Raw genomic sequence first — 12,662 nt, 5'->3', positions numbered from 1 at the left:
TATTTCAAGAGGCTATTTATCGCGTCTCTACATCAGCCCCTACACCTTGCAATATAACGTTGTACCCATCTGAATGAGAAACGTTATAGCACATCGTAGAAATTACTGGATTTTACTCTCTTATGGATAGCAAGAGGATACAGAAGCAAAGCAAGCTAAAAATTTTATTTTATAAATGAAAATTTAATTTTCTTGATTTGTTAGGTAACTTTCACTATTTCAAATGTATAATCTATTATTTATTAAGATTTGTCGAATGTATAATCTATTGTTCACTCTTATTTAGATTCACCTCTATTACTTGCTTCCCGGTTGAGATTGTGAAAGATAAAGTATCCTCTTTGAAAACATACGACAGTATCACCTAGTACTCATTTATTGACGGAGTTAGTAAAGCTGTAATTGCCTGAACTTCTACTTCAAAAATCATGAGCCATTATATGGATAGTTAGCACTTTCCTGGCACTATCCAATGTCTCAAGACTTATTAAACTCCTTTCAAGAAGCATACAGCAATCTCGAACTATTTCCGTTGATGGAACGGAACGAAATGGAAAGATTTAGAGTCGAATATGGTGATGATTTAATTGCAGACCTGAACCAATTAGTGGAAGATAGTCCTAATGGAGATGGCAAAATAGTCTTTACAGGACATCGAGGATGTGGTAAGTCTACTTTGTTAGCTGAGTTTAGCAGACAAATTCAAGATAAATATTTTGTGGTTCTGTTTTCTATTGCTGACAAAATTGAGATGTCGGCTGTTAATCATATTAATATACTATTTGCGATCGCAGTTAATTTAATGACAGAGGCAGAAGCACGTAAAGTTGATATTCCGCAATCTACGAAAGAAGCTCTTTATAAGTGGTTTGCTACCCGTACTCGCACTGAAGAATTAAATTTGCAAGCAGAAGCTAGTATAGGTTTTGACCTCTTAAAATTGATTAGCTCTAAATTAAAAGCTGATGCAACCGTCCGGGATGAAATTAAGCAAGAATTTGAACGCAAGTTATCAGATTTAGTTGCCAGAATTAACGAAATTGCGGCTCTAATACAAGCTGCAACTAAACAAAACGTTTTAGTAATTATTGATGATTTAGATAAACTAGACTTAGGTAGAGTTAACGAAATTTATCGAGATAACATTAAAGCTCTTTGTCAACCTAACTTTCAAATTATCTACACCATCCCCATTGCAGTCCTTCGGGAAACATTTATTAGCACAATAATTGCCACTGAAACCAACGACCAGGTTGTGGTAATGCCTGTATTAAAAATCTTTGAGAAAGGTAAAAATCGCTTCCCTAATGCTCAACCTCGCCCAGAAGCAACAAAGATTCTCGGTGAAGTTTTACAAAAACGGATTCCCAGTGAATTAATCGCGGCAGAAACTGCTGAAAAAATTGTGATTTATAGTGGTGGTGTATTGCGAGAAGTAATTCGGATTTCTAAGGAATGTTGCCGCATTTGTTTGCGGACTATTCGGCGAAATCCCTCAGCAAAAGTTATTATTGATGATAAAATTCTCCTGCAAGCGATCAATAAAATCCGCAATGACTTTTCTATCCGGTTAGGAAAAGTTGATATAGATATTTTGCAGAGTGTTTATAAACAATTTATGCCCAATGACCCCAAACAACCAGAGTTTTTGGATTTGCTACATGGGCTATATGTTCTTGAATATCGCACTGATGAAACTTGGTACGATGTTCATCCAATTATTATCGAAACCTTGAGAAGACAGGGAGCTATTAATGTTAAATGAGGAATTATTAGATGATGAGGGAGAAAATCAAGATGCGTATGATGATTTAATTGTTTCTATTGAAGCTCAAAAGCGGGGTTTAAATTTACTAATTGCGGTTTGCGATGATGCTAGCTTTCGTGATGAAATTATTGCCCAATATGAAGCCGAACTACAACATAAGTTTCGTCCATATCGAGTGACTTTAGCACGTCAGGAACCGAGCCTGAAAGCTGCTCTTAACCAACTAGTACAACAAGAAGAATATCTTCGTCAGCAAAACCCGGTGGTAATTACTGTGACGGGTGCTGAACAACTTTATTTTCTCAGATTGGGAAATGAGCAATCAGAACAGGAGAAATTTTTTGGTTACTTACAGTGGACAAGGGAAGGATTGCGCGAATTTCCTTTTGCGATCGTACTTTGGGTAACTAACCAAATTTTAGTTAACCTGATTAAAAAAGCGCCTGATTTTTGGAGTTGGCGTAATGGTGTATTTCGGTTTGAATCTCAAAAGACAAATGCTATTACTGGTAAAGAATTAGAAAATATCCGCTTTGTTTTTCGAGATACAGAATTAGCCAGCACAGATACTAATAAAACTAATCAATTTTTCTTACCCATCCAAGATTTGCAAAGGCTAATAGAGAAAGTCGAACAGGAACAAGGAACTAAAGATCCCACCTTGGCTACTTTATATTCAAGGTTAGGTGATATTTACCGCAGCAGATTAGAGCGTGGTGAATCTCAAAATTATCAAGAAGAACAAGAATTAGCAATTAAATATTGGCGTCAGGCGAGTGAATTACAAAATGAATTAGGTTTGCAGATAGACTTAGCTACTAGCCTCAACAATTTAGCAGGAATATATCGTGCAATCGGAAACTACAGCGAAGCCGAACCCTTATATAAACAAGCTTTAGAATTGAGGAAACGCCTGCTAGGAGACAACCATCCTTCTTTTGCGACTAGCCTGAATAATTTGGCAGGACTCTATAAATCTACTGGACAATATAGTAAAGCAGAACTTTTATATCAACAAGCTTTGGAACTGAGGAAACGCCTGTTAGGAGAAAACCATGCTGATGTTGTCGCTAGTCTGAACAATTTGGCATTACTATATGATGAACAAGGACGTTATGACCAAGCAGAACCTCTATATCTGCAATCATTAGAACTCGAAAAACGTTTGCTTGGCGAAAATCATCCTTCTTTTGCTCTCATACTGAATAATTTAGCGCTACTTTATTATCATCAAGGACGTTACAGTGAAGCTGAACCGTTATCGCAACAAGCAATAGAATTAGATAAGCGATTTTTGGGAGAAGAGAATCCTGATGTTGCAACAGATTTGCACAATTTAGGTTTAATATACCGCGCTCAAGGACGCTACGATCAAGCCGAAGCATTGTTTTTGCAATCATTAGAACTCAAGCAGCGTTTATTGCAAAAGGCGCATCCCCTTTTAGCAGATACTATCTACGCTTTGGGTTATATGTATAGAGAACAGGGACGTTACAATGAGGCGGAACTCTTATGTATAAAAGCCTTAGAACTTGATAAGCTTTTGTTGGGAGAAAATCATCCTAATGTTGCGGAAAGTCTCAACAATTTGGCAGAAATTTATCGTGCAACGGGGCGTTATGCTGAAGCAGAGCCGCTTTATTTGCAAGCTTTAGATATTTGTGAACGAGTCTGGGGTGTAAATCATCTCCGTAGTGTCACTGTTCGTCAAAATTTAGAAAAACTTACCGCAGCAATGCAGAATGATGGAGAGTGCGATCGCATAAAATAACCTTGTTGTAGAAAGTGCGATCGCATTCACTCATCAAGTTACACAGAATATAATCGTATAAAATCAGCGTAGATTGGCAAGTGCGATGCCTACGGTGGTAAACTACGCAACTTTTTATTTAATCTACTTTATCAGTTAACGGATTCTGATAATTCCTGATACAGCAGATAAATTGCGAGTGAAATTACCACTGGTATTTCCTCTATTACCTTCAGAAGTCTTAATGACAGAACTTCCTTGAGAATGCGCTCTGATAATCCCAATATGATTAAAGTCTCCAGGAGCCTGAGGCCAGTCATTAGATAATGGGTTAAATTCAGTGCTGATGAAAAACTCTCGCTAGTTGTGGTGAAGATGGCACTATTAGACTGTGGAATACTAAAACTTGGGAATGTTTTAAAACGCTACAGGAACATCAGAGTTGGGTTTACTCGATTGCCTTCAGTCCAGATAGTAAAATGTTGATTAGTGCTGGATCTGACTTGAGTGTGAAGTTATGGGATATCCATACAGGCAATTGTCAGCAAACATTGTCAGGACACACAAAAATGGTCACTGGTGTTAAGTTTAGTCCTGATGGTAATATAGTTGCTAGTTGTATTCACGATCGCACCATCAAACTTTGGCATACACAGATAGGAAGATGCCTGAAAACACTGTTAGGACACAGCCATTGGATTTTGGGAATTGCCTTCCACCCAAAAGGACAAATCTTAGCTAGTGCTTGTCAAGACCAGACAATTAGACTTTGGGATGTAGATACAGGAGAGTGTCGGGAAATATTGCGATCGCCACGCCCCTATGAAGGTATGAACATCACAGCCATCACAGGTTTAAACACAGCACAAAAAGCAACCCTAATGGCATTGGGAGCAGTAGATTATAAAAATGCTGATAAAAACCCCAGGAGGAAGGGGGTTTATTAAATTAACGTGAGTTCGATGAACCTCTCCCTCGCAACCTCCCGAAACGGAAAGAGAGGAGCAACGAAAAATTAAGCTTTTTGCTCCCCTCTCCGAAACGGAGAGGGGCTGGGGGAGAGGTCAAATAAGACTTGTCGAACTCACGTTAAATTATTCGCAGAAAGTCAGAAACCCCCCAGCTTGAAGCCGGGGATGAGTTAAGTCACATCTTCGAGGGCTTTCAGCCTGTCTTCTTGTAAAATAATGCAAACATACAACATAGTACAAAAGTCACAATAACTTAGTACAAAAGTCACAAGAGTTTAACAACAATTTCCCTCCAAAAGGGGTAGGCGAAAAAAATAATTATTAGTACACTAATGTTTAGCTTAACTAACAATTATAACTTTCTAACTAAAATTAATCGCAACCCATCATTTTGCGGAAAATGCGATGTCTAATTACAAGCTAGTACATGTGTGTGCTTCCCCCTTTCCCCAGATTGTTGATATGCGCTGTTTAGACCCTTTTCAGACGATAAAGCTTGCTCAAACTATTCCTCGTTTTCAGAGGGTTATTCAAAGAGGGCGGTTCTCGCTACTTGTATTAAGTTTGGCCTACTTGTGTAGTGCCTGTAATGCTTCCGAAGCCGAATCAAGCGGTAAAGAAGCAGGAAAAAAACGAGCTGTGCCAGTGGTGGTTGCCACTGCGACTCAAAAAACGATTCCAATACAGCTATCGGCTACGGGAACAGTTGAATCATATTCAACGGTATCTGTCAAGTCTCAAGTCGGTGGACAACTGACTGGCGTCTATTTTCGGCAAGGGCAGAACGTTAAAAAGGGAGACTTGTTATTTAAAATTGATTCTCGTCCTCTACAAGCCGCGCTGATGCAGGCTAACGCTGCTAAAGCCAAAGATTTAGCGCAGGTGAAACAAGCACAGGCAAACGTGTTAAAAGCGATCGCTCAAGTGAACCAGGCAAAAGCGAACGTAGTGAAAGATAAAGCCCAGGCAACAAATGCAGATGCACAAGCTCAACGTTATACTAGTTTGCTCAAGCAAGGGGCAATCAGTAAAGAACAGGCTGAACAATATCAAACCAGTGCTGATGCTCAAAAGGCGACAGTAGAGGCGGATCGAGGTGGAGTAGCAAATGCTCAGGCAGCAGTAGCAGCAGCCCAAGCAGATGTCCAAAACGCTCAAGCAGCAGTAGCATCAGATGAAGCTGCCATTGACAACGCCAAAGTTCAGCTTTCCTACAGTTCTATCTACTCACCAATTGCCGGACGCACAGGCAGCCTAAAGCTAAATCAAGGGAACTTAGTACAGGCAAATGCCACTGATCCGCTAATGACAATCAGTCAAATTCGCCCGATTTACGTCAACTTTTCCATTCCCCAGCGACTACTGCCAGATATTAAAAAATACAGTGCTAATAACGGCAAGCTAGAAGTCGATGCTTTACCTCCGAAAGATGCAGGGCATCCGGTACGAGGCGAACTCACCTTTGTTGATAGTGGAGTCAATACCCAAACAGGAACTATACAACTAAAGGGTACTTTTGCCAACACTGACGAGCGCTTGTTTCCGGGGCAGTTTGTCAATGTAGTACTCAAACTGAGCGAAGAACCAAATGCAATTACTGTTCCTTCTCAGGCGGTACAAAGTGGACAACAGGGACAGTTTGTGTATGTAGTTAAACCCGACAAAACAGCAGAAATGCGTCCAATTACTCTCGGTGACACCGTTGGAAACGAAACGGTGATCAAACAAGGATTGAAATCAGGTGAAGAAGTAGTCATTGATGGACAATTCAACTTAGTGGCTGGTGCCACAGTCCAAGTGAAACCGAAAGTAGGAAGCAGAGAGCCAGAGGGAAAATAAGTAGGTGGGCGTCAATATTTATCGTTGGGATAAGGCAGGGGGCAGGAGGCAGGAGGGTTTTAGCCTTGTTTATTTTTGTTAACATAGTTTGGTTTTATTCTGCCGACCTACTTAATAACTCCTAACTCCTAACTCTTCACTCCTAACTCCTAACTCCTAACTCTTCACTCCTAACTCTTCACTCAGCACTCATTTAAGGGAACGCGATGAACATTTCCGAGCCATTCATCCGGCGTCCAATCATGACGACTCTAGTTATGGTTGGCATTTTGATATTTGGGCTGCTCAGTTACCAACAGCTACCCGTTAGTGACCTGCCCAATGTAGATTATCCGACACTTCAAGTAACAGCTAACCTGCCTGGAGCTAGTCCAGAAACAATGGCTGCCTCAGTCGCAACCCCCTTAGAGCAGCAGTTTTCTAGCATAGCGGGATTGAGTTCGATGAACTCTACCAGTTCTTTGGGTACTACACAACTGACGCTGCAATTTGACCTAAATCGGGATATAGACGGCGCAGCTCAAGATGTACAGTCTGCTATTTCTAAGGGAGCGAAACAATTACCGACGAATATGCCTAATCCTCCGTCTTACCGAAAGGTAAATCCGGCGGATCAACCAGTGCTTTATATCTCCCTCAATTCGTCTATTCTGCCTCTGTCAACTGTAGACAAGTATGCTGAGACATTGTTGGCACAACGCCTGTCAATGGTGGATGGAGTGGCACAAGTGCAGATTTTTGGCTCCCAAAAGTACGCAGTACGAATTCAGCTTGACCCCGAATCGCTGAGTGTAAAGGGAATAGGAATCGATGAAGTAGCTGATGCGATCGCTGACGGAAATGTTAATCTCCCTACTGGCACACTTTACGGTCAGCAACAAAATTCTACCATTCAAGCAAACGGTCAACTCAATGATGCTGCCAGCTATCGCTCCCTGAATGTGGCCTATCAAAACGGCGCACCAGTGCAGCTAGGTGAACTAGGTCAAGTTCTGGATAGTGTGGAAAATGATAAGATTGCGAGTTGGTATTTTCCTGTCAAGAAGGAGAGTAAGGGAGCAGGGGAGCAGGGGAGCGTAGAAGAGAAGTCCCAATCTAAAATCCAAAATTCTGGCGTTCGGGCGATCGTTTTGGCAATTCAGCGCCAACCGGGAACTAATACTGTTCAAGTAGTGGATGCAATCAAGAAACTGTTACCCAACTTTCGGACACAGATTCCGGCAGCCGTGAACATGGATATTCTCTACGATCGCACCCAGTCAATTCGCGAGTCGGTAGATGATGTACAATTCACGCTGTTGCTCACCATCGCTTTGGTAGTGCTGGTAATCTTTCTGTTTCTCCGTAATATCTCTGCAACAGTTATTCCCAGTTTGGCAGTACCACTTTCGATAGTAGCGACTTTTGGGGTCATGGTGCTGCTGGGCTTCTCCCTCGATAACCTGTCACTGATGGCGTTAACTCTTTCAGTCGGTTTCGTGGTAGATGATGCCGTAGTCATGCTAGAGAACATTGTCCGCCACATGGAAATGGGCGAAAGCCGCATGGAAGCAGCCCTAAATGGTTCTAAAGAAATTGGTTTCACAATTTTATCTATGACCATTTCCTTAGTAGCGGTATTTATCCCGATACTGTTCATGGAAGGCATTCTGGGGCGACTGTTCCGCGAGTTTGCCGTTACCATCAGCGTTGCCATCTTGGTATCTGGCGTAATTTCCCTCAGCTTAACGCCAATGCTGTGTTCCAGATTCTTGAGTCCACCTCATCATGAGGAAGATGAGAGAGCAGGGGAAGCAGAGGAAGCAGGGGAAGCAGGGGAAGATGAGGGAAAAATTCTCAATTCACAATCCAAAATCCAAAATCCAAAATCCAAAATCCAAAACTTTAACCGTCGTCTCTACAACTTTTCGGAAAACATTTTTAATGTGATATTGGGTGGATACGATTGGAGTTTGAAGAAATCACTCAAGTATCACCGCACAACGATGGTGATTTCGGGAGCGATTCTTGTAGCGACAGTATATCTATTTATTATTGTGCCTAAAGGGTTTGTTCCCAACGCAGATGTTGGACAAATTACGGCAACTACTCAAGCATCAGAGGATATATCCTTTGATGAGATGGTAAAACATCAACAGGCTGTAGCTGCGATCGCTTACCGTGATCCGAATGTCGATTCCATCAACTCCAGCGTCGGGGCTGGTGGCCCCAATGCTTCCGCTAACTCTGGACGAATTTTAATCGAACTCAAGCCCCGCCATGAGCGCCATCTCAGTGCTGATGAGGTTGTGCAGGAACTCCGACCGAAGTTGTCAGTTGTGCCAGGAATTAAGGTTTTCTTGCAAAATCCCCCAGCCATCAATGTCGGTGGACAACAGACAAAAGCGCAGTATCAATTTACCCTGCAAACTCCCAATATTCAAGAACTTTACCAGTATGCTCCAGCTTTAGAAGAAAAACTGCGATCGCTCTCAGATTTACAAGATGTCAACAGCGATTTGCAAATCAAGAATCCCCAAGTCAAAGTAGACATTAACCGCGACCATGCTTCGGCTCTAGGTTTAACCGCCAATCAAATCGAAACTGCTCTGAGTAATGCTTATGGCACTCGCCAAGTTTCCACCATCTACGCCCCCGATAGCCAGTATCAAGTAATTATGGGTGTGGAACCCAAATATCAGCAAAATGCCAACGCCCTAGATTTACTCTCAGTTCGTGCGCCCAGTGGACAACTTGTACCTCTCAACGCTGTCACCACCTTGAGCAAGGATGTTGGCCCCTTAACCATCAACCACAAAGGGCAGCTGGCATCTGTCACCTTCTCCTTTAACCTCAAGCCAGGAGTGTCACTCGGTAACGTCACAGGGAAAATTGAGGAACTCGCCCGTCAAACTCTGCCACCTACTATTAGTACAGCCTTCCAAGGTTCAGCACAGGCATTTCAATCTTCAATTCAGGGGTTAGGATTGCTACTGCTGATTGCCATCCTGGTGATTTATATCGTGTTGGGGATTCTCTACGAGAACTTCATTCACCCACTGACAATCCTTTCTAGCTTACCCTCTGCTGGATTTGGGGCAATACTCACCCTGTTGCTGTTTCAAGTTGACTTGAATATTTACGCCTTCGTGGGGATTATTCTGCTGGTTGGTATTGTGAAGAAAAACGGCATTATGATGGTTGACTTTGCAATTATTGCCCGTCAAAACGGCAAAACTCCTTATGATGCAATCTATGAAGCCTGCTTGGTGAGGTTCCGCCCAATCATGATGACAACAATGGCAGCACTCATGGGTACGCTACCCATTGCCCTTGGTTTGGGAGCCGGAGCAGATACACGCCGTCCCCTTGGTTTAGCTGTAGTTGGGGGGTTGTTGTTCTCGCAGTTTCTCACGCTTTATTTAACACCCGTTTTCTACACCTACATGGAGTCTTGGCAAACAAAGCTCAAAAAACGCAATTGGCGCAAACAGGCAGCGTAATTTGTAAATGCAGCTTACAGCAGTTTTCATGTATTTGAACCAGATGGTCTATTTACCTCGTTCCCAGTCTCCGACTGGGAATGCCGTCCTAGAGGCTCCGCCTCCCTTGTTGGAGCTGCTCTAAGGTGCTAACCTTGCCTTACCTAGACGCTGCTTTTCATACCATTGTGCGATCGCAGGTGTCCAATCTTCAAAATGAGGCCACATCATTTCACATAACTTTTGAATTTCAAGTTGAGCATCTTTTTTATTTCTCAGGTCACAAAAATGCAAAAAAGACCTTAAATTGAAACTCACTACAAAATGCTGACGATAATCAAAAGGCACTTTACCTCTTGCATGTTCTTCAGACATCCCAGCCTCAAAATCAGCTTTATATCGTTTAGCCGCTTCTAGACACCATTGCAAATCTGCTCCTCGTTGCTCTGGTGAATAGTGGTACTTTTTGCCTTGTCTATCAGTGTAATAACCAACGGGACGTAGATAAAAAACATCTTCTATGTCTTTCTTACCTTCTACTACGTCAATAAATTGGTTGCCCGTATATCTAAAAGATTGTACATCGAATGATACAGAAACACGATGAGTACGCGCCTGCTGCATGACACTGTGGGGAAAGTAGCCACAGTTAAAAACAATCTGGGGATGCTCTAAAGGCCCATAATGTCCCCTCTCACCCGCTAAAAGCCGCTTAACAATAACTTCGCCGCTTTGTGACTCTGAAGGCCAGGAGTCGCGCTCGTCAAACACAAACCCATCAGTATAGTCTTGGTGCATCGCGGCATAAATTACCTGCTGCGGGTTTGGTGTTTTGGCAATAACCTCTACTCGAAATCGATGCATTAGCTGTTAGGGAATGAATTTGTGACTGAAAGTGCTGACAAATAACGAGTAGAGCCTGTTGCTTAGACATGGCTGTGAACTCAATTCATTATCATATCTCTTCTCTGGCATATCTCTTCTCTGGCTTGGACTTCTAAGCTGTTGTGATTACAGTTTGCACATTGGGGCGGCAGGGGAGCAGGGTGCAGGGAGCAAGGGAGAGGATGATGCCTAATCATGCTTGTGATGCAATTTGCAGGCGCAACAGCTGACTCGATCGGATTAAGATACTTTACAAATATTAATGAGTTTGTTACAGTTATTTACATAAAAAGAAGACAGGGAAGAAACCATGCGTACAAACACTGCTATAATTGACGACCAAGGCAAATTGAACAACTTTGCGATCGAGCCAAGAGTTTATATAGATGAGCAAGGCGATCGCACTGGCTTCACTACCTATGCAGAATTACTCAATGGTCGTTTAGCAATGATTGGTTTTGTCTCTCTGATAGCATTAGAAGTATTCACAGGACACGGTATCGTTGGTATTTTGGCAAATCTGTAAAAACTAATTTATTTAAACTCCTAGCAAAATTAAGAGACGGTAGATATACCGTCTCTTAATCTATGGAAAACTTAGTGCTAGAGTAAAACTATACTGATAGCAAAAGCCGTTAGTTATCAGCATTAAGTTATCAGGTAAATTATGGTTTTAACTGCTTCAACTATGTTGCCATTAGGCACTAAAGCACCAGATTTTCATCTACCAGAAGTGGTATCTGGAAAGGCAACTTCACTTTCCACTTTTGCAAATAAAAAAGCACTCTTGGTAATGTTTATTTGTCGGCATTGCCCGTTTGTAAAACATGTCCAAAACGAACTAGTGCAGTTAGGAAAAGATTATTTTACAGGTGATTTAGCGATCGTTGCCATTAGTGCTAACGATGCCAAAAATTATCCAGATGATGCGCCAGAGTCGTTACAAGCATTTTCCACGGAATTAGGATTGAATTTTACCTTATGCTACGACGAGAGCCAGGAAACTGCAAAAGCTTACACAGCAGCTTGCACGCCAGATTTTTTTGTATTTGATGACCAACGCCAACTTGTTTATCGGGGACAACTAGATGATAGCCGCCCCAGTAATGGTAAACCCGTAACAGGGGCAGATTTACGCGCAGCCATTGAAGCAGTGCTAGCGGGTAAACCTGTTACGAGTGAGCAAAAGCCAAGTGTTGGTTGCAATATTAAATGGAAACCTGGAAACCAACCCAATTATTTTGGTTAAAAGGGATTGGGTATTGGGCATTGATAAAGAGGCAGAGGGGCAGGGTGCGGGGGGCGGAGGGGAAAACTCTTCTCCCTTGTTCCCTACTCCCTACTCCCCATAACTATCAATGTTTAATTTCCAAATTCAGTATGTAGCATCCTAATTGGACTTTTTCTGCCCACAATTCATATTCCAAACGCAAATGCTCCGGCAAGGGATGTCCGTTGAGAGTTAGGTTACTAGTAAAATTTCTTAAACGAATAGGATTGTTAGGTTGCAATGATTCAGTTGGCAACCAATAGCGACTAATGCCATAAACGCCCTGTTCCCAAAAGTGACGGTAACTCACTTGGCCGTTACCTTGCATAGTCATAATTACCCGATAAGGAGAAATCTCCAGCCACAAAATTCTGGGACTGTTAGGGGTATAAGCTTTGCTCTTACTTTGGGGTAGTGTGTCTTCTGGACTCAGGACACTCTCTACTTCGCAGCTAATTAGAGGCGGTGCGGTCAGCAGTAAATGGAATCTATCAGTATCTTTTTGATACAATGTCGCAGCGGTTTCGACAACAGACCAAATTGGTAGGTCAGTGGAAATAAGTGATAAGCACACGGGCTTGCGGTGATGGGTCAGCATGGGAGCGATAAGGGCTAAAAGCTATTGAACAAAATGAAATGAACACACTAGGCAGTCTAATAGGTCAGGGTAAGAAACTAAATAGTAAAGCAGGCTTAATATTAATGAATCCGCTGATTT

Annotated in this window: 9 protein-coding genes and 1 pseudogene; 8 read left to right on the top strand and 2 right to left on the bottom strand. The window is 42.2% G+C overall.

Going from position 1 to position 12,662, the window contains the following annotated elements:
* Window positions 1–472 precede the first annotated feature (472 nt).
* The 6 genes and pseudogenes from V7L07_RS13820 (at window position 473) to V7L07_RS13795 (ending at window position 9,810) form a co-directional block, all read left to right on the top strand.
* On the top strand, window positions 473–1,765 hold the full coding sequence (locus V7L07_RS13820; RefSeq protein WP_335058634.1) for an ATP-binding protein: 1,293 nt from the start codon (window positions 473–475) through the stop codon (window positions 1,763–1,765).
* Entirely contained in the window at window positions 1,755–3,539 is a 1,785-nt protein-coding gene (locus V7L07_RS13815; protein ID WP_335058632.1) for a tetratricopeptide repeat protein, read from the top strand. Before V7L07_RS13820 ends, V7L07_RS13815 begins: the two co-directional genes overlap by 11 nt.
* Window positions 3,540–3,871: 332 nt before the next feature.
* A pseudogene (locus V7L07_RS13810) lies at window positions 3,872–4,153 on the top strand (WD40 repeat domain-containing protein); the annotation flags it as partial.
* A complete protein-coding gene (locus tag V7L07_RS13805) occupies window positions 4,139–4,465 on the top strand; it encodes a WD40 repeat domain-containing protein (RefSeq protein ID WP_335058703.1) in 327 nt (108 codons plus the stop codon). The pseudogene V7L07_RS13810 and the gene V7L07_RS13805, both read left to right, overlap by 15 nt.
* Before the next feature lie 429 nt (window positions 4,466–4,894).
* The gene (locus V7L07_RS13800) at window positions 4,895–6,328 is read left to right on the top strand and encodes an efflux RND transporter periplasmic adaptor subunit (protein WP_335058630.1); all 1,434 of its coding nucleotides are present in this window, start codon (window positions 4,895–4,897) and stop codon (window positions 6,326–6,328) included.
* A 206-nt stretch (window positions 6,329–6,534) separates the two neighbouring features.
* Window positions 6,535–9,810, top strand: coding sequence for an efflux RND transporter permease subunit (locus V7L07_RS13795; protein ID WP_335058628.1), 3,276 nt, complete (start codon window positions 6,535–6,537; stop codon window positions 9,808–9,810).
* A gap of 120 nt (window positions 9,811–9,930) precedes the next feature.
* Here V7L07_RS13795 and thyX read toward each other — a convergent pair whose 3' ends face one another.
* Window positions 9,931–10,653, bottom strand: coding sequence for an FAD-dependent thymidylate synthase (gene thyX, locus V7L07_RS13790; protein ID WP_335058626.1), 723 nt, complete (start codon window positions 10,651–10,653; stop codon window positions 9,931–9,933).
* Window positions 10,654–10,984: 331 nt separating this feature from the next.
* Here thyX and V7L07_RS13785 point away from each other — a divergent pair, with 331 nt between their 5' ends.
* The gene (locus V7L07_RS13785) at window positions 10,985–11,200 is read left to right on the top strand and encodes a chlorophyll a/b-binding protein (protein ID WP_335058624.1); all 216 of its coding nucleotides are present in this window, start codon (window positions 10,985–10,987) and stop codon (window positions 11,198–11,200) included.
* A gap of 141 nt (window positions 11,201–11,341) precedes the next feature.
* Complete coding sequence (locus V7L07_RS13780) at window positions 11,342–11,923, top strand: thioredoxin family protein (protein WP_335058622.1); 582 nt, start codon at window positions 11,342–11,344, stop codon at window positions 11,921–11,923.
* A gap of 106 nt (window positions 11,924–12,029) precedes the next feature.
* Here the strand turns inward: V7L07_RS13780 and V7L07_RS13775 are convergent, their stop codons facing one another.
* Window positions 12,030–12,542, bottom strand: a complete 513-nt coding sequence (locus tag V7L07_RS13775; RefSeq protein ID WP_335058620.1) for a hypothetical protein — start codon at window positions 12,540–12,542, stop codon at window positions 12,030–12,032.
* Window positions 12,543–12,662 lie beyond the last annotated feature (120 nt).

Source organism: Nostoc sp., from assembly GCF_036916985.1.
Taxonomy (GTDB): domain Bacteria; phylum Cyanobacteriota; class Cyanobacteriia; order Cyanobacteriales; family Nostocaceae; genus Nostoc.
Note: the sequence above shows the minus strand (reverse complement) of the source record. Positions and strands in the feature narration are given on the sequence as shown.

Excerpts from the sequence above, each read along its gene's own strand:
- V7L07_RS13820 (WP_335058634.1), top strand. The coding sequence starts at position 473 with ATGTCTCAAGACTTATTAAACTCCTTTCAAGAAGCATACAGCAATCTC.
- V7L07_RS13815 (WP_335058632.1), top strand. The coding sequence starts at position 1,755 with ATGTTAAATGAGGAATTATTAGATGATGAGGGAGAAAATCAAGATGCG.
- V7L07_RS13800 (WP_335058630.1), top strand. The coding sequence starts at position 4,895 with ATGTCTAATTACAAGCTAGTACATGTGTGTGCTTCCCCCTTTCCCCAG.
- V7L07_RS13795 (WP_335058628.1), top strand. The coding sequence starts at position 6,535 with ATGAACATTTCCGAGCCATTCATCCGGCGTCCAATCATGACGACTCTA.
- thyX (WP_335058626.1), bottom strand. The coding sequence starts at position 10,653 with ATGCATCGATTTCGAGTAGAGGTTATTGCCAAAACACCAAACCCGCAG.
- V7L07_RS13785 (WP_335058624.1), top strand. The coding sequence starts at position 10,985 with ATGCGTACAAACACTGCTATAATTGACGACCAAGGCAAATTGAACAAC.
- V7L07_RS13780 (WP_335058622.1), top strand. The coding sequence starts at position 11,342 with ATGGTTTTAACTGCTTCAACTATGTTGCCATTAGGCACTAAAGCACCA.
- V7L07_RS13775 (WP_335058620.1), bottom strand. The coding sequence starts at position 12,542 with ATGCTGACCCATCACCGCAAGCCCGTGTGCTTATCACTTATTTCCACT.